Consider the following 18,217-nt stretch of genomic DNA (forward strand, 5'->3'; position numbering starts at 1 on the left):
ATCTTTGAAGCTTTTATTTTCTTGATACCACCGTTGTGAAATGCAGCAAGTTGATACCACACAACCGCATGAACTGATATACTCGCTTTGCGAACATCCTTATTTGGGTTATTTGATCGAGCCGCACGTGGTGCAACTTAATCCGAATGGAGGCTATTCGTTGACGCACCGGCGTATTTTTAGCCACACCGCGGTCGACTATGCTCCCATACTGGACGAGGTGGATTACAAGCTGATTAAGCTGCTGGAAGCGGTAGAGCAAACCAACGTCATCAAACGGTATCATAAAAAGCCCATACGCCCCGTTGATTTCTTTGCCAAATTTTTCGACAACAAATTCCTTGACTATATCCGGCCGAAAATCGAGGCACACCTCCTGCAGGCGCTCGAATTACTTGATGGTAAGCCGTTATTCTTGATGAGCAAAGACGGCTATGCTGCCGACCAACCGATAACGATTGCCGAGCAACCGGCCTCGGTGCTGTTCCATTTCAGGCGCAACACGGAAGAAACCCGCTACTTCCCCACCATTAAATACAATGGGCAACGGATCGAGTTTATGTATAAGGATGCGCAGGTGGTTATCAACCAACAGGCATGGTTATTACTGGAAAATGTACTCTATCACTTCGACCAACCCCTGGAGGGAAAGAAGCTATCGCCTTTTCTGCAAAAACGCTACATCGCCGTAGCACGTGCCACGGAACGTAAATATTTCGAAACGTTTGTGCGTGGGCTTATTGAGAAACACCATGTGTATGCGGAGGGTTTTGCTATTGAAACGCACCAACATAATGCGGTGCCCGTTATCAAACTGCTTTACGTTGAGCACGGTACCTCACAGCTGCAGTTGCATTTCCGCTATGGTCCCTACCTTTTTGCAGCAGGTGGCCAGCACAAGGTAACCGTACGCATGGAATACGACCAGCTTACCGACCAGTACACGTTCCACCGCATCAAGCGGTCGTTGCAATGGGAAGACAACCGGATACAGGAACTGCTGGATATGGGACTGCATAGGGGCTCTGGGCTTTTCAGTAACCTCGAACCGAAGGCGAATGGTACGGATGCGATATCGGCGATGGATTGGCTTCGCGATAGGAACGATGAACTCCTGCAGCACGGGTTTGAAATCATGCAGGATGACCCCAATAAGCGCTTCTTCTTCGGGCGTACCGAACTCAACATGGCCGTCGAGGAGCACAATGACTGGTTTGACGTGCGTGCCACTGCCCGCTTCGGTGAATACGAGGTCCCTTTTAGCTTGCTGCGCAACCATATTCTCACAGGCACCAAGGAGTTTGTTTTACCCAATGGTGAAGTTGCCGTGATCCCCGCGGAGTGGTTTGCACGGTATAACCACCTTTTTCAGTTCTCGCAGGATAAAAAAGGGATCCGGCTGGGTAAATACCATGTGGGGCTGCTCAACGACATTTCCGAACATACTACGCTGACCATGGACCGGAAAATTGAGCAGCTGGCCAATTTCGACACGATTGAAGAGATGGAACCGCCAACACACTTTAACGGCCAGCTACGACCCTATCAGCAAGCCGGTTATAATTGGTTCCACTTCTTACAGCAATATCGTTTTGGCGGCTGCTTGGCCGACGACATGGGCTTGGGGAAAACCATACAGACACTGGCGCTACTCCAAAAGCAGAAAGAGGCGGTAGACACGGCTAAAGGCCCCTCGACATCGCTCATCATTATGCCTACCTCATTGGTATACAATTGGGAGAATGAGGCCGCCAAATTTGCGCCCGATTTGCAGCTATTGATTCACACCGGCGTAGGCCGGGCCAAGGAATCCGCACAGTTTGAGCCGTACGACCTTGTGATCACCACCTATGGCATTGCACGCATCGATGAGGAGCTATTGAGTTCATTTTACTTCAACTACATCATACTTGATGAAAGCCAGCTGATCAAGAACCCGTCGTCCAAATCGTTCAAAGCGGTAAAGCGGTTGAAGGCGAAACACCGGCTGGTGCTGAGCGGTACGCCGATTGAAAATTCCGTTGCTGACCTGTGGTCGCAAATGGCCTTTTTGAACCCCGGTTTACTGGGTAGCTACCGTTATTTCCAGCAGGAGTTTGTGCAGCCCATTGAAAAGAAAAAAGACGACGAGAAAGCCCAGCGCTTGCAGGCCATGATCAAGCCGTTTGTGCTGCGGCGTACCAAAAGCCAGGTGGCTACGGAGCTGCCGCCGAAATCGGAACAGGTGTTTTACTGCACAATGGGTGAGGAGCAGGCCGAATACTACGAGCGTATCAAATCCGAATACCGCAATGCCATATTGGAAAACCTGGGCGACGAGAAAGCGAAGCCCCCGCAGATCGCCTTATTGCAAGGGCTGACGAAGCTCCGGCAGCTGGCGAATCATCCGGCCATGATCGATGCCGCTTTCAGCGGTGAATCGGGCAAATTCGAAAGTGCCATACACACCCTCGAAACGGTACTGCAACGGGGTAATAAAGTGCTTGTTTTCTCCCAGTTCGTCAAGCAACTGGTGCTCTTCAAGCAGTATTTCGACAAGCATGGTATCGGGTATGCGTACCTGGATGGCGCCACCAAAAACAGGAATGAAGTGGTGCGGGAGTTCCGCGAAAACAAAGATACCCGCCTATTCCTTATCTCCATCAAAGCAGGGGGCGTAGGCCTTAACCTCGTGGAGGCCGATTACGTCTTTATCCTGGACCCGTGGTGGAACCCTGCCGTGGAACAGCAGGCCATAGACCGCACGCACCGTATTGGGCAAACACGCAACGTGTTTATCTACAAATTCATTACCAAGGATACCGTGGAAGAAAAAATACTCGCCCTGCAAAACCGCAAGAAGACCATTGCCGACACCCTGATCACCACGGAGGAGAGTTTTATCAAGTCGCTGTCGCGCGACGATATCAGGGAGCTGCTTGGGTAAAGGCGCCCAAGCCGATTTTCATGCGGGCTACCGTTTCCTCACGGCCCAGTAGCGCGGCGATATCAAACACGTGCGGCCCGAATTTACCGCCGACCAGCATAATGCGGAAAGGCAGCATCAGCTCGCCCATCTTCATGCCCGATGCCTGGATGGCGAGTTTGTAGAAACTTTCCAGTTCGGCGCTGTGCCACGGGTCGAAGTTTTCCAGTTTGCCAATCATGTCTACGAAGAATGCGGTTTTCTCTGCATTCCAACGGGGTTGTACGGCAGGCAGGTCATAGCTATCGGGGCGTTTAAAGAAGAACGAGGCCTGCGCCCAGAAGTCGTTAACGAAGGTGAGCCGTTCTTTGACCAGGGCCAACACGCTGGAGAGCTGTTTTTCGTCGGTAAGCGGGATGCCATGGTCGGCCAACAACGCGGTTAATTGCGGCAAGAGGTGATCGTCGTCGCTCCGTTTTATCCATTCGTGGTTGAACCATTTCGCTTTTTCGAAATCGAACTTTGCACCGGCTTTGCTGATCCGCTCCAACGAAAATTTATCGACAAGCTCGTTGAGCGCGAAGAGTTCCTGGTCGGAACCGTCGTTCCAGCCCAGGGTGGCCAGTAGATTGACAAACGCTTCGGGTAGGAAACCCATTTCGCGGAAACCTTCGGTGATGGCGCCCGTTTGGGGGTCTTGCCAGTTCATGGCATACACCGGAAAACCAAGCCGGTCGCCATCCCGCTTGCTCAGTTTACCATTGCCATCGGGCTTGAGGATGAGTGGCAGGTGTGCCCACTGCGGCATGGCGTTCAGCCAACCGAGATATTCCCATAGGAGGATATGCACCGGTGCCGAAGGCAACCACTCTTCGCCGCGGAATACGTGGCTGATGGCCATTTGATGGTCGTCTACCACCACGGCCAGGTGGTATGTGGGCATGCCGTCTGCCTTGAGCAGCACTTTGTCGTCTATCAAATCCGATTCGAAGCTCACGGTTCCCCGTATCAAGTCGTCCAGGTTGATGGTTTCACCAACAGGCATCTTGATGCGGATGACGTGGGGGTGGCCTGCATCCAGCAGCTGCTGGGTTTCGGTGGGTGCGAGGCTGAGTGAATTGCGCAGCTCCAGCCTGTTCTCGTGGCTGTACCTGAAATTGGGGTGCAGCTTGCGCTGCGTATCCAGTTCGTCGGCCGTATCGAATGCATAGTATGCATACCCGTCGGCAACAAGCTGTTCGGCATACCGGCGGTAATTCGATTTGCGCTCGCTTTGGCGGTAGGGGCCATATTCACCACCATGATCAGGGCTTTCATCCGGTTCAATACCGCACCAAGCGAGGCAATCTTGGATGTATGCCTCGGCCCCTGGCACGAAGCGTGTCTGGTCGGTATCTTCAATTCGAAGTACAAACGAGCCGCCGTGCTGGCGCGCGAATAAATAGTTGAACAATGCTGTGCGTACACCGCCCAGATGCAGGCCTCCCGTGGGGCTTGGAGCGAAGCGTACCCGTACCTTCCTGTCTTGATCCATGGGGCAAACTTAGATAAATTTATTAAAAATAATCCGCCTCCCCAACGCCTTTGATACTTTTTACGACCATCCACAGAGAATTGTGTATTTTGGCGGAAATTTGTAGGTACAGTACCGTAGATGAATCCTTACCAGTATAACCAACAGCGTTGGAAATTTGCCTTGTTGATTTTCGCGGCCCTTATCGCTGCGGCATCATTGCTCTATACCAATTTCTTGGTGAGGAACCTATCGAGGTCCGAGCGTACGAAGGCAGAGGTGTGGGCGATGAGCACCCGGAGCATCATCACCATGCCCGATGTGGATGATGAGATGATCACATTTATCTATGCCGTGCGCGATAGCCTCTCCCTGCCGGCGATCATTGCAGATGCGCAAGACAGTATCATCTATTGGCGTGACCTGGACTCTACCAAAACCAACATATTGGCCGACGATATCGATGCCAACGTGGTGTATGATCCGGCATATTTCAATCGCCAGCTGGCCATCATGAAGAAAAGCCACCCCCCAATTATCATCAACTTACCGAATAATGGACAGTGGTTCGTTTATTACAAAGATTCCCTGCTGTTAAACCAGTTGCGGTTTTTCCCGTATGTGCAACTTACGCTCATCGCGATTTTCCTAGCCATCGCCTATACGGTATTCAATTCCATCCGTAAGTCGGAGCAAAACCTCGTGTGGGTCGGGCTGGCCAAAGAGGCTGCCCACCAGCTGGGCACACCCATATCCTCATTGATGGCTTGGTTGGAGCTGGTGCGGACCAAGTTTGACGCCGAAAGCGACCCGCTGCTCAATGAAATGGAAAATGATGTGAAGCGGTTGGAAGTCGTGGCTGACCGCTTCTCGAAAATTGGCTCTGCGCCGGTGTTGAAGAGCCAGGCGGTGTACAAAACGGTGATCGATTTTGTCAATTACTTCAAAGTGCGGACGAGCGATAAAATCATCTTCAATGTCTCTGGCGAGACCAAAGCGGAAGCCCTGTTAAATGTGCCGCTATTTGACTGGGTGCTTGAAAACTTATTAAAGAATGCTGCGAATGCGATCGAATCTGCCGGCCGGATTGACATCGTTATTTCAGAAAATATTGCCAAAGAACAAATTTTTATAGATATTAGCGATACCGGAAAGGGAATACCTCGCAGTCAGTTTGAAGCGGTCTTCCAGCCGGGCTTCACTACCAGAAAGCGAGGATGGGGGTTAGGGCTTAGCCTTACTAAACGCATGATTGAATACCATAAAGGCCAGATTTTCGTCAGAGAATCGGAAATTGATAAAGGAACCACATTTAGAATCGTATTACCAAGTAGCCAAACGTATGAACCCGCTCAGATCTGATGAATACCCTGCAATCTACTCCGCCTATATCGATACCGTTACCGGTGATGTGATGGAACTGCTCAACGAGCAGATTACAGCGTTCCCCGAATTTCTGGCGGGCATACCTGCAGGGAAATCGGAATTCGCCTACGCGGAAGGCAAGTGGACCATCAAAGAGGTGGTGGGGCACGTGATCGATACGGAACGGGTGATGGCCTACCGGGCCCTCCGTTTTGGACGCAATGACACCAAGGAACTGATTGGCTTTGAACCGGATGATTTTGTGGCCAATGCGCGCTTCAACGAGCGGTCGTTGGAAAGCTTTTCGGAAGAGTTTGTGCTTGTACGGAAATCGAATCTGGAACTCTTTAAGCATTTCAACGAACATGAACTGGCACGGAAGGGCATTGCCTCTGAACGATTAACCAGCGTTCGGGCGTTTATGTATATCATTGCTGGGCATCTTAATCACCACCGCAATATTATCCGTGAGCGATATCTTGGCGGGGAGTGATTTTGTGAGCCTATGAGGCTGTGAATCTGGTGGTTTGCGAAAATAAAAATAAATAAAAAACCTTTTTCAATCCATTTTGTAGTTATAGTATCTACGAAACCATTTCCATGGTTTTATGATACGGTTTAGGTGTAGGAAATGTCCCGATTTGATCGGGACGTTTCCTATTTTGGCCATACCACAACCGTCGGTTTCCGAACACCAAAAAGGGAAACAACCGATTGCTTAATCTTTTTTGTTTCAAATGTTGATTTTATTTTATAGTCTTGCAGTACGTGAAACTAAAAAAATACTAATCAACAATGAGCGTAAATCCCACCTCCCAAAGATCCACGATGGGTCCCATGATTATCATCGGCGCCCTTTTTTTTATTTTCGGATTTGTTACCTGGTTAAACTCGGTACTGATTCCCTATTTGAAGATTGCATGTGAACTTAACCACTTCCAATCGTACCTGGTTACGTTTGCTTTTTATATCGCATACTTACTCATGGCACCGGTATCAACGGCAACCCTCCGGTATTTTGGTTTTAAAAATGGAATGGCCGTAGGCCTGATCGTGATGGCTGTGGGCGCGCTGTTATTTATACCGGCAGCAATGAGCCGGACTTATCTGTTGTTTTTGATTGGATTGTTTGTGCAAGGCGGTGGCTTAGCCATCCTTCAAACCGCATCAAATCCCTATATCACCATTATCGGGCCGCCCGAAAGCGCGGCCCAGCGTATCAGTATCATGGGTATCTGCAATAAGTTTGCTGGAGGACTGGCGCCGGTGGTACTCGGGTTCTTTCTGCTGAGTGATGCCGATGGGCTGACCGAGCGGATTGAGGCATTATCCGAAGTGCAACGCGCAGTTGAACTGGATGCATTGGCTGCGAAAGTAATCGTTCCCTATTTAGGGATTGTAGCCGTATTGGTGGTGTTGGCATTTGTGATTTTCAAATCGGCATTGCCCGAAGTTGATACCGATGCCGAAGATGAAGAGGTGGCCGCGTCGAATACGGGCAAGAAAAGTGTCTTTGAGTTCCCGCATGTACTGCTAGGTGTGCTCACGTTGTTTTTATATGTAGGTGTGGAGGTCATTGCCGGCGATACGATTGTGAGCTATGCGTCCAGCGAGGGCGTATCGCTTACACAGGCCAAGTTTTTTACAACCGCAACGATGGTATCGATGATTATCGGCTATGTCGTCGGGATCATTACCATTCCCAAATACATCAAGCAAGAAAAAGCGTTTGTTATTTGTGCGGTTCTAGGGTTGCTGTTTTCATTTGGTGCGTTGGCTACTTCCGGCGTTACATCGGTGGCATTTATAGCGTTGCTCGGGTTGGCTAACTCCTTGATGTGGCCCGCTATTTGGCCGCTTGCCCTTGCGGGTGTAGGCCGGTTTACCAAAGCAGCATCGTCGTTGCTCATTATGGGTATCGCAGGTGGTGCCATTATTCCGCTGGTATACGGCGCGTTGGCCGACCACTTTACGCCGCACCAGGCCTATTGGGTTACCATCCCATGCTATCTGTTTATACTTTATTATGCGGTAAGCGGCCACAAGGTAGGTAAAGCTAAAGTACGTGGCTAGTAAGCATTGCGCCTGATTTTCCTGCACCGGTTTGTGTGGTGCAGGAAAACAGGACTTGGTGAAATAAATAGTACCCTAATAACGCGGATCGCCGTCTGCTATTATGCGCGAATTGTAATATTTCGGTAATGTTGGAGGATGCTTGGCGAATATGTTTAAATTCGAACCTTGTAACCAACGATAGTAACATGAAGAAGAATTTTTTTACCATTGCCTTAATTGCCGTAGCCATTGCCACAGGTTGGCAGCCCGCATCAGCCCAAGTGAAATTGCCACCGGCGAGTAGCGCGCAGACCGTCACCCAAGGATTGGGTATCGGTACAGTGACTTTGAAGTATAACAGGCCGAACATAAACGGAAGGGATGTTTTCGGCGGACTGGTACCTTATGATGAAGTGTGGCGTACCGGTGCGAATAATGTACCTACATTGATCTTCGATAGCCCTGTGACGATAGCTGGCACCCAGGTAGCCGCTGGTACTTACGGATTGCTGACCATCCCCGGTAAGAAGAATTGGACCATTATTTTGAGTAAGAACAGCGAACAGTGGGGAGCCTATACGTATAAGCAGGAAGAAGACCTGCTCCGGTTTGACGTAGCCCCCGAACGGCTGAAAAAGCCTGTGGAAACCTTTACCATCTCGTTTTCCGACGTGCAGCCACAAGGTGCACGGCTGAATATCGCTTGGGAAAAGACGCAAGTAAGCTTCGACTTAGTGGTCGATCAAGATGCCGAAATCATGGCTTCCATAGCCGAAGCGATGAAAGGCGATAAGAAACCCTATTTCCAAGCCGCCCAATATTACTATAAGAACGATAAGGATATCCAAAAAGCGCTTGAGTGGGTAAACGAAGCGGATAAGTCGCCGAATCCGGCGCCATACATCAAGTACTGGAAAGCGCTTATCCAATTAAAGGCGGGCGATAAGGCAGGAGCTATTGCCACTGCAACCGAAGGTGTTGAGCTTGCCAAACAGCAAAACAACGACGAATATGTGAAGCTGAATGGCCAGGTGATTGCCCAAGCCAATAAGAAATAAGCCAGCATTGGTAAGTGATTGACCGCATAGCCCCTGCACCGACGTGTGGGGGCTATGTGCGTTTATAATGAAGCATTCAGAAGTTCTTCCAGCTCCTCATGGCTGATATTCATATTGACGTTGCCGTCTTTGGCAAACGATATTTCGCCGGTTTCTTCCGATACCACCACCGCCACGGCATCGCTTACCTCCGTCACCCCAATGGCAGCGCGGTGGCGAAGCCCGAAGTGGAGAGGTAGGTCTTCGCTCTCGGAGAGGGGAAGTACGCAGCTGGCCGTCATGATTTTGAAGTCGACGATGACCACCGCACCGTCGTGCAGGGGGCTGTTTTTTTGGAAGATACTCTCAAGCAAACGCTTGGATAGGTGTGCGTCCATGAATTCGCCGCTGGTCTGGTAGTACTCTTCATCGAAATATTTGGCGAATACGATCAGCGCGCCGGTGTATGATTTGGAAAGGCTGCGGCAAGCATCGATAATGGGCTTGAGGTGTGCGTGGTGGTCATGCTCGGCCGTTTTTTTGCTCACAAAAACAGACCATAGGAAGTTTTTCCGCCTTACGGAGATATTCTTGCCAATATGGATGAGGAACCTTCGGATTTCCTGCTGGAAGACCACCACGAGTGCTAGTGAACCCACGCTGATGAAGCCCCCGAAAATCTCGGTAAGCAGGTGCATGTTGAATTGCTTAACGAGCAGGAAAATGACATAGATAAGTCCCAGGCCGATGAGGATATTCACCGCAATAGTGCCCCGTATCAGGCTGTAAACATAGTAGAGGATGACAGCCACCAGAAGGATGTCAACAATGTCTAGCAACCGGAAATTGAAGTCGAAACTTTGCAAGTCCATATCTTGGGCAAGTTAATAAATTCATTCGAAAAAAATCCGCCCGTTATTGACTCCATGGCACGACCATCTTCGTCGTTTTCACGATAAAGATTTTTCTATCTAGCGAAGTTTCTATCTTTGTTAACTAAAGCACGATCACCATGGCTAGACTTTCTGTCAATATCAATAAAATCGCAACGCTCCGCAATTCGCGAGGCGGCAATAATCCCAACGTACTGGAAGCCGCACTGGCGTGCGAACGGTTTGGCGCGCAGGGCATCACGGTGCACCCCCGGCCGGATGAGCGGCATATCCGTTATCAGGATGTATTTGATTTAAAGACGGCCATCCATACTGAATTGAACATCGAGGGGAATAGCCGCGAGGAGAAGTTTGTGCGGCTGGTGTTGGATGCTCAACCCGCACAGGTCACGTTGGTTCCCGACGATCCGGGGCAGATTACGTCGAACCACGGATGGGATACGGTTAAACATCGGTCGTACCTGCAAGATATGTGTGCGCTGTTTAAAGGCGAAGGTATCCGCGTTTCTATTTTTGTGGATGCCGACCCTGCCATGGTGGAAGCTGCAGCCGAAACAGGTGCCGACCGTGTGGAATTGTATACCGAGGCTTACGCGCGCGACTACACGGATAACCCGGAGCGTGCCTTGGCACCTTACCTCGAAGCGGCGAAAGTGGCCCAGCAGGTGGGCTTGGGGCTTAATGCCGGTCACGACCTCGATTTGCATAACTTGCGGTACTTCAACCAGCATATACCCGGCTTATTGGAAGTGAGCATCGGCCACGCATTGATTGCCGACGCATTGTACCTTGGGCTGGAAGAAACCATTAGGCGGTATAAGGAGCAGTTGCGGTAGCAGCGGATACCGCTTCGCCAAGCTATTTGATACCCATAAAAATCCGCTCCCACCGTATCTTGTCGAAGAAGGAACCGTCTTTATCCCAGCTAAGCCATACGAACAGTGCTTTGCCCACAATATGATCTTCTGGCACAAAGCCCCATGCGCGCGCATCTTCCGAGTTGTGGCGGTTGTCGCCCATCATCCAGTAGTAATTCATTTTGAAGGTGTAACTGTCGGCCTTGGTGCCGTTGAGGTAGATGCCGTCGCCGCGGCTTTCCAGTTCATTGCCTTCATACACGCGGATGACGCGCTCGTAGAGCGGCATCGTTAGGCTATCCAGGCTCACCGTCCACCCATTCTTCGGGATAATCAGTGGGCCGAAGTTATCAATATTCCAATGGTACAGTGAATTATTCGGGAACACACCGGGTTCATTGGTGTCTTGGTGCCGGATATTAGGGACGATTTTGGTAACATTCGCCCAGTTTTTTACTTCTTCATACGCCTCTTCCGTGAGGAAAAGCCGGTAGGGTTCACGGGCATATGGGTCGTAGTCGATGCGCATGTCCAATAATCGCTGCGGATTCAGTCCGGTACCATCGGTATACACATAATAGTCCATCTGGCTGTGCGGCGGTTCGAACCCGGGCTCCCCATTGATGTACAGGTTTGCTCCGCGCAGCGAAATGGTGTCGCCAGGGATACCCACGGCGCGCTTGATGTAGTTTTCCCGTTTATCGATAGGCCGGTTGAACGGTGCGTCAGCTTCCATCGGATAGTTGAAAACGACAACGTCATTGCGCTCAATCTCTTGGAATCCGGGTAATCTATGGTATCCGATTTTCAGGCCCTCCCAGTAGGCTTTACCGCCGACGAGCGGCATGGTGTGGTGTGCAAAGGGGAAGGCTACCGGGGTCATCGGTACCCGGGGGCCGTAGTTCAGTTTGCTCACAAAAAGGAAGTCTCCCACCAACAAACTTTTCTCCATAGAGCCCGTAGGGATCATATAGGCCTCAATGAGGAACCCCCTGATCAGCGTAGCAGCCACGACGGCAAATACAATGGCATCTGCCCACTCGCGACCTACGGATTTTTTGTAGGGATACTTCTCCTTGAACTCAGCGGTGGCCGACTGGCCAAGATACACTACTTTCGGGTCGTTGCCCCACCACGGGAGCACCACGAAGGGAATTAATACCGTGGCGGCATATTCCCAAAACCGACGCTTGCCAAAGCTTTTGACCAGATCGAGGTATAATCCATAAAAGATGAAGATATTGACGATTGGGATGAGTAATAGTGCGATCCACCATCCAGGATGTCCGGTTATTTTGGTGATTACATATTCGCGGTAGATGGGTATCAGTGACTCCCAGCCTTGGCGACCGGCTTTTACGAAGAGCTTCCAAAGCCCAAAATGGACAAGGATGAGGATGATGGCAAAAACGATATATCCCATGGGTTTTTGTTCTGTATACAATTATTATCTTAACGTCCTGTTATATGTGCCCGCCAAACTTAGATAAACTTGCTTTTATATGCAAGTTTACATAGGCGGCATATAAGACAAGTTTATCGATCTCTCATCTGCCGCTGAAGAACAAGTTATTATAGATGAAAGTTAAACATTTCGGTCACTTGGTAAAATCCGGTCCGGCCCTGCACCCATTCGGCAGCGACTACGGCACCCAGCGCAAAACCGGCACGGCTATGGGCCGTATGTTTAAATTCGAGCTGGTCGACCTCCGAACTATAGAGTACCGTATGGGTGCCGGGAACCTCATCGATACGGTGGCTCTCGATGAGCAACTCGTGCGCTTTTGGAACGGCTTCGGCTCCATCACCGATAAGGTTGTTTATCCATTCGGTCTTGCCGTCGTTGTGGTCGATAATACCGTCAGCAATGGTGATTGCCGTACCGCTCGGTGCATCTAGCTTCTGGGTATGGTGAATTTCCTCCACCTGTACGTCATACTGTTTGTAAGGATTCATCGCGGCGGCCAGCAATTTGTTGATATGGAAAAATACATTGACCCCAATACTGAAATTAGAGCCATAGAGTAGCGTATTGTTACCGGCTAAGCATCTTTTTTTTACATCTTCCAATTGGCCATACCAACCGGTGGTGCCGACAACAATGGGCACACCGGCCGCAAAACATAAATCAATGTTCGCTACCGCGGCTTCGGGCCTGCTGAAATCGATGGCCACATCGGCACCGCTCAAGTCGCCTGCTACGATGTCCTCGCGGTTATTTTCATCCACAATCAGGTGGATGTGGTGCCCGCGTTTTTGGGCGAAGCGTTCGATAAGCTGCCCCATTTTGCCGTATCCAAGTAATGCGATGTTCATATTAGTCGTAAGTCTTATGTGGTTAGTCGTATGTCGTTAGTTTTATGTTGTTAGTTTTATGTCGTAAGTCTATTGCCTCGTCCCTAAAACCTTACCCCTATCTTCACGCCGATGGTATAGGGTTGGGATTGGTACGCCCATGACGAGCCGGGGCTAGCCAATAGGGTAGGGGCAATGCTGAATGCCAAGTCATCATTGATTTCCCACCGGTTTTTGAGCATGGAGTTCACGTAGGCTTCCACGGCCTGGAGCCCCCACCACCCCAGCGTAACCAGTACGGTAAGGTCACGGTTTCGCCGGTAATAGTCCTTCGCATTGATCATATAGTCCGTGATTTGGCTGCCTGTTCCGAGTTGTGGATATTTTGTATTCGGCGGGATTGCGTGGTTGTTGTTAATACGGTATTGCACTTCCGATAGGATATCGTGGTAATATCGGTTATTGAATTCGAAGACCAGTACAGCGCTAACAAATCCGCCATAGATTACCGGCACTTTTAACCACCACCAACCGCCATTGGTAATCTGCCCCCAGCCGGGTACCATCAGCGATTGCTTCCAGGGGCGGTTGGACATGGCTTCCAGGGCCAGCCGGGCAGAATCCTTGAATACCACCTGCTCCTGTTCGGCTGCTTCCCGCTCGCGTTTTTCCCGTTGCCGCCGCTCCCTTCGGGTTTCGTTGGCAGTGGTGTCCGTTGCTGCCGCGGCTACACTATCTACGGGCGTTGTGATGCTATCACGCTGAAGGCTGTCAGGCTCCTGTGCACGGGCCGTGCCGACGGACATCCCCCAAGCGAACAGCAAGATGATAAGCAGTCGATTCATCACCAGTCCAATAATTCGAGAATCCGGTTTAGGTCGTCTTCAGAGTGGAAGGGAATCTCAATAGCCCCCCTGCCCTTTTTATCCAGGGCTTTCAGGCGCACTCGCGTCGAAAATTTCGATGCCAAGTCGTCTTCCACCTTTTGGTATTGAAAAGACAACGGCGTGGTCCGCGTGTTTTTGGCCGTACCCTGCTGGGTTCGCTGTTGCATATCGCGTACCAATTCCTCTGTTTTCCTTACGGAAAGTCCTTTTTTTACAATCTCACGGAAGATATACAGCTGTTTGTCGATTTCAGGTACGTTAATGAGCGCCCGTGCATGGCCCATGCTCAGTTGCCCATCGCGGATGGCTGCCTGTATGACGGGCGGCAGCTTTAACAGCCGAAGGTAATTGGTTACGGTAGACCGATTTTTACTCACGCGCTCGCCGAGTTCTTCCTGCCTCAGGTTACATTCTTCAATCATCCGCTGAAAACTTAACGCAACTTCAATGGCATTGAGATTTTCACGCTGGATGTTTTCAATGAGCGCCATCTCCAGCATCTGTTGGTCGTTGGCTGTGCGCACATAAGCCGGTATTTCACTTAGGCCGGCAAGTTTGGCTGCACGGAGGCGGCGCTCACCGCTGATAAGCTGGTAAGTTCCCCGTTCCGTCTGGCGCAGGGTAATCGGCTGTATAAGTCCCTGGAGTTTGATCGAGTCGGCCAGTTCACGCAATGCTTCCTCATCGAAATCCGTACGTGGCTGGAATGGATTGACGGCGATTTGGGAAATAGGAACCGGACTGACGCCGGCCGGTATTCGCTGTTCTTTCACATCGCCCACTCCCTTGTTGTCGGCGGGTCGATGCGTTACCTCTTCCGAGTTGTCAAGCAATGCACTTAATCCCTTACCCAAACCTATTTTCCGTTGTTGTGCTGCCATGGTTTACTATACGCTTACTTGTGCTGTTTCTTCTTTATGGAGGTTGTTTTTCTCAAGGATTTCCCGTGCCAGGTTCAGGTAGTTTATGGCCCCTTTGCAATTCGCATCGTGCATGATTACGGCAATGCCAAAGCTTGGGGCTTCACTCAATCGTGTGTTGCGCTGGATAATGGTGTCAAATACAAGGTCATTGAAATGTGTGCGTACTTCTTCAACCACCTGGTTGGAAAGTCGCAGCCGCACGTCGTACATGGTTAGGAGGATACCTTCAATCTCCAAAGCGGTATTGAGCCTGTTCTGTACAATTTTAATGGTATTGAGTAGTTTGCCCAATCCTTCAAGGGCGAAATATTCGCATTGCACGGGGATGATGACCGAGTCGGAAGCCGATAGTGCGTTGATGGTGATGAGGCCCAGTGAGGGCGAGCAATCAATCACGATGAAGTCATACTCATCCTTTACCTCGTTCAAAATACCCCGCATTTTGTATTCCCTTTCATGCAGGTTGATCATCTCGATCTCGGCACCTACCAGATCGATGTGAGCCGGAAGCAAATCAAGATAGGGGGTGTCCGTATGTTGGATGGCTTCGCGCGGACTAAGGTCATTGACCAGGCATTCATACACACTGGCTTTAACCGTGCGGGGATCAAAACCGATACCGGACGTAGAGTTGGCCTGCGGGTCTGCATCTACTAACAACGTCTTATATTCCAGCACGGCCAAACTGGCTGCCAAGTTAATGGAGGTAGTTGTCTTACCCACCCCCCCTTTTTGATTAGCTATTGCAATGATTTTACCCATGGGTGATGAAAAATTAGCGCTCTTTTTGTTTCGCACCCCAAAAGTAGGCATTAATTCGTACTTTTGGGCATTTTAGCAGCTGCGAAAGCGACGGGCTAAGATACGCTTTTTTAATTTAATCCATTATGATAACCATCATATCCGGTACGAATCGCCCACATAGTAATACGTTTAAACTTGCTCATTATTATCAGCAAAAACTTACGGAGCGACGGGTAGACTCGCATATTCTCTCCCTCGCCGATTTATCGGCTGATTTTATCACAGCCGACATGTATAAAAGCCGCAGTATCTCGTTCCAGCCCTTCCAAGACCTTATCACGGCGACGGAAAAATTTATTTTTATCATCCCCGAGTATAACGGCAGCTTTCCGGGGATATTGAAGACCTTTGTTGATGCGTGCCAGTTCCCCAGTAGCTTTTTCAACAAGAAAGCGGCGTTGGTGGGGCTATCCAGTGGCAAATACGGAAATGTGCGTGGGGTTGACCATTTTACGGGTGTATGCCATTACGTGCGTTTGCAGGTGCTGCCACTACGCATCCATATTCCACATATCTTCCAGGAACTCGATGACCGGGGCAACCTCTATCGGGAGGATACCCTGCGATTTACCAACGAACAGATCGACGAATTCGTTCGGTTTTAAGTTTCCTTCCTTATTTCAATTCCTCATCACTGATCTCGCCATTGATGACTACGGTTTTGGTTACCACTTTCAACGGCATGGGCATCATTTTGCTTACCATGGACACCGTTTCGGGCAGTTGGATGCCATCATAAGTCCCGTAATTTTCGATGGTCATTTCGCCCGATAATTCGCTCTCCGTTTTCAGCTTCAGGCCCGAGGCTACGCTAAAGTAAGCAATGGATGTATTTGAGCCTTGGCTCACCTTCATTTTGTAGGCATCTTCGTCGTTTACTTTGGAAATGCCATCCAGTTCAAGTGTGGCACCACCCGTAGTATAAGCGAGTTCGGGGAAGATCTCTAATAACGACTGGTAGATCGTTGCGGCTTCCGCTGGCAGCTCTTGCGATTGTCCCTGCGCAGTCATCGTTACGCGATCGGGCGTAACGACAACCTTAGACAGCACCTGTGGGCCAAGTTTCGTGCTTTGCACCGCTATGCCCTTGTGCTTATCAACCACTGTTTCGATGGTTAGCGTCATCCCCTGGATTTCCGCTTCGCCCACTTTCTTGATGGTGTTCACTGCTGCCAGTTTCTCCTTGCCACCGATGGCTTGGAGGTATTTCGCTACCACGCCTTCTGCCGTTACACTGGCATCGGTGATAGCTGCCTTCACTTCCGGGTCGCCGGTAACCGTGTAATACTGTACATCGCCAAAACGCGCCATCTGATCGGCAAAATCGTCGGTTTTACCCACAATGGTAATCTGTAGATTGTCGGCATGGACGTACTTGGCGGCGGTGGTATTGACCTGGTCGAGCGTCAAGGCATCCAGGTTTTTCAGGTAGTTTTGGTAATAGTCCTTGGGTAGCTTTTGCAACTCGGTATTGATGGCAAATCGGGCAATGGTGGACGGCTGCTCTAACGACCGGCCGAAGCTACCTGCCAAGGATGCCTTGGCCAGATCGAGCTCATTTTGGGTAACCGTATGTTCACCCATGCTGTTCAGCTCGTGGATGAACTCCTGCGTGGCGCTATCCGTTACGGCATTACGTACACTGGCGCTGGTGTTTAACCTCGCCACCAGTTCGTCCGGGCTGATGCTACCATAAGCGCCATAGGTATACCCTTTATCCTCACGCAGGTTCTGGAAAAGCCTTGATGAAGCACCACCCCCTAAAATCTCTGCTACCACCGACACGGCAATGACATCGGGGTTGTTGGGCTTCAATGCAAGGGGATATCCAACATTGATGACGGATTGGGCGCTTGCCGGCCGGTTTACCAACACCACCTTGTTTGCGCTCGGTGCTTTTGGTGTAGGCCACTCATGCTTGGGTACGTCGCCCCTTTCCCAATCCGAGAAGTACTTTTCAACGAGCGCTTTGGCTTCCGACACGGTGATGTCGCCCACAATAGCAAGGTAGGCGATATTCGGTTTGAAATAGCTGTTATAATAGCTTTTGATATCGTCCACTTGCACATTTTCCACGGTCTTTTCCGTTTCCGTCTCGCCGTAGGGGTGGTCTTTGCCATACATCACGGCGTTCCGGACCACCGTTACGATGCTGTTTGGATCTTCCTTGGCTGCGGCCAAGCCCGAAATTGCTTGCTTTTTCAGTTTATCCAATTCGGATGGTGGGAAAACCGGGTTGAACAGTACGTCAGCGAACAGGTCAAGCAATTGGCCGTTGTACTTTTTCAGTGACGAGGCATTTGCCGAAGTGGATGATGCACTGATGCGGCCGCCGATACGGTCAATGGCTTCGTCGAGCTCGTCTTTGCTCCGGGTTGTGGTACCGCCCATCAGCATCTCGCCCACGAAGGAGGTAAGCCCTGCTTTGTCGCCTTCTAGAATTGGGTCGCGGTCTAATACCAATGAGTATGTCACGCGGGGAAGCTTGTGGTTTTCCACCACGAATACCTTCAGGCCGTTGGGCAATGTGAAGGTGGCGGGATTGCCGATGTTGATCTGCGGAGCGGGCCCAGGCTCCGGGTATTTGCTGCGGTCTACCTGTGCAACGGCAGTTGCCACGCTGCAGAGGGCCACGAAGAGAAATATGCTGGTCTTATTCATCGTTATCTTATTTATCGTCATC

Annotated in this window: 15 protein-coding genes; 7 read left to right on the plus strand and 8 right to left on the minus strand. The window is 50.4% G+C overall.

What is annotated here, in order from left to right; genetic code table 11:
- Positions 1-40: 40 nt before the first annotated feature.
- Positions 41-2,926 (plus strand): DEAD/DEAH box helicase, encoded by a 2,886-nt coding sequence (locus VNQ80_RS06185; RefSeq protein ID WP_325636590.1) that lies wholly within the window; start codon positions 41-43, stop codon positions 2,924-2,926.
- Here the strand turns inward: VNQ80_RS06185 and gltX are convergent.
- A complete protein-coding gene (gene gltX / locus VNQ80_RS06190) occupies positions 2,907-4,439 on the minus strand; it encodes a glutamate--tRNA ligase (RefSeq protein WP_325636591.1) in 1,533 nt (510 codons plus the stop codon). The two genes, VNQ80_RS06185 and gltX, sit on opposite strands and share 20 nt — an antisense overlap.
- Positions 4,440-4,559: 120 nt before the next feature.
- On the opposite strand from gltX, the gene VNQ80_RS06195 reads away from it, so the two are divergent.
- From VNQ80_RS06195 to VNQ80_RS06210, 4 genes are all read left to right on the plus strand, one after another.
- Positions 4,560-5,780, plus strand: a complete 1,221-nt coding sequence (locus VNQ80_RS06195; RefSeq protein WP_325636592.1) for a HAMP domain-containing sensor histidine kinase — start codon at positions 4,560-4,562, stop codon at positions 5,778-5,780.
- Positions 5,761-6,276: a DinB family protein gene (locus tag VNQ80_RS06200; RefSeq protein WP_325636593.1), complete on the plus strand. Its 516-nt coding sequence runs from the start codon at positions 5,761-5,763 to the stop codon at positions 6,274-6,276. Before VNQ80_RS06195 ends, VNQ80_RS06200 begins: the two co-directional genes overlap by 20 nt.
- Positions 6,277-6,578: 302 nt before the next feature.
- A complete protein-coding gene (locus VNQ80_RS06205; protein ID WP_325636594.1) occupies positions 6,579-7,856 on the plus strand; it encodes a sugar MFS transporter in 1,278 nt (425 codons plus the stop codon).
- 188 nt (positions 7,857-8,044) lie between these two features.
- Positions 8,045-8,896, plus strand: coding sequence for a DUF2911 domain-containing protein (locus VNQ80_RS06210; RefSeq protein ID WP_325636595.1), 852 nt, complete (start codon positions 8,045-8,047; stop codon positions 8,894-8,896).
- Between the two features lie 62 nt (positions 8,897-8,958).
- Here VNQ80_RS06210 and cdaA read toward each other — a convergent pair whose 3' ends face one another.
- Positions 8,959-9,747 (minus strand): diadenylate cyclase CdaA, encoded by a 789-nt coding sequence (gene cdaA, locus VNQ80_RS06215; RefSeq protein ID WP_325636596.1) that lies wholly within the window; start codon positions 9,745-9,747, stop codon positions 8,959-8,961.
- Between the two features lie 140 nt (positions 9,748-9,887).
- Here cdaA and VNQ80_RS06220 point away from each other — a divergent pair, with 140 nt between their 5' ends.
- Positions 9,888-10,604, plus strand: coding sequence for a pyridoxine 5'-phosphate synthase (locus VNQ80_RS06220; RefSeq protein ID WP_325636597.1), 717 nt, complete (start codon positions 9,888-9,890; stop codon positions 10,602-10,604).
- Positions 10,605-10,626: 22 nt separating this feature from the next.
- Here the strand turns inward: VNQ80_RS06220 and lepB are convergent, their stop codons facing one another.
- From lepB to VNQ80_RS06245, 5 genes are all read right to left on the minus strand, one after another.
- On the minus strand, positions 10,627-12,048 hold the full coding sequence (lepB, locus tag VNQ80_RS06225; protein ID WP_325636598.1) for a signal peptidase I: 1,422 nt from the start codon (positions 12,046-12,048) through the stop codon (positions 10,627-10,629).
- Between the two features lie 149 nt (positions 12,049-12,197).
- Complete coding sequence (dapB, locus tag VNQ80_RS06230; protein WP_325636599.1) at positions 12,198-12,941, minus strand: 4-hydroxy-tetrahydrodipicolinate reductase; 744 nt, start codon at positions 12,939-12,941, stop codon at positions 12,198-12,200.
- A gap of 83 nt (positions 12,942-13,024) precedes the next feature.
- The gene (locus VNQ80_RS06235) at positions 13,025-13,765 is read right to left on the minus strand and encodes a DUF5683 domain-containing protein (protein ID WP_325636600.1); all 741 of its coding nucleotides are present in this window, start codon (positions 13,763-13,765) and stop codon (positions 13,025-13,027) included.
- Positions 13,765-14,688 carry a ParB/RepB/Spo0J family partition protein gene (locus tag VNQ80_RS06240; protein WP_325636601.1) on the minus strand — a complete coding sequence of 308 codons (924 nt, stop codon included), beginning with the start codon at positions 14,686-14,688 and terminating at the stop codon, positions 13,765-13,767. Before VNQ80_RS06240 ends, VNQ80_RS06235 begins: the two co-directional genes overlap by 1 nt.
- 6 nt (positions 14,689-14,694) lie before the next feature.
- Positions 14,695-15,492, minus strand: a complete 798-nt coding sequence (locus VNQ80_RS06245) for an AAA family ATPase (RefSeq protein ID WP_325636602.1) — start codon at positions 15,490-15,492, stop codon at positions 14,695-14,697.
- Between the two features lie 125 nt (positions 15,493-15,617).
- On the opposite strand from VNQ80_RS06245, the gene VNQ80_RS06250 reads away from it, so the two are divergent.
- Complete coding sequence (locus tag VNQ80_RS06250; protein WP_325636603.1) at positions 15,618-16,139, plus strand: NAD(P)H-dependent oxidoreductase; 522 nt, start codon at positions 15,618-15,620, stop codon at positions 16,137-16,139.
- A 10-nt stretch (positions 16,140-16,149) separates the two neighbouring features.
- Here VNQ80_RS06250 and VNQ80_RS06255 read toward each other — a convergent pair whose 3' ends face one another.
- The gene (locus VNQ80_RS06255; RefSeq protein WP_325636604.1) at positions 16,150-18,195 is read right to left on the minus strand and encodes a pitrilysin family protein; all 2,046 of its coding nucleotides are present in this window, start codon (positions 18,193-18,195) and stop codon (positions 16,150-16,152) included.
- Between the last annotated feature and the right edge of the window lie 22 nt (positions 18,196-18,217).

The organism is Parapedobacter sp. (genome assembly GCF_035556095.1).
GTDB lineage: Bacteria > Bacteroidota > Bacteroidia > Sphingobacteriales > Sphingobacteriaceae > Parapedobacter.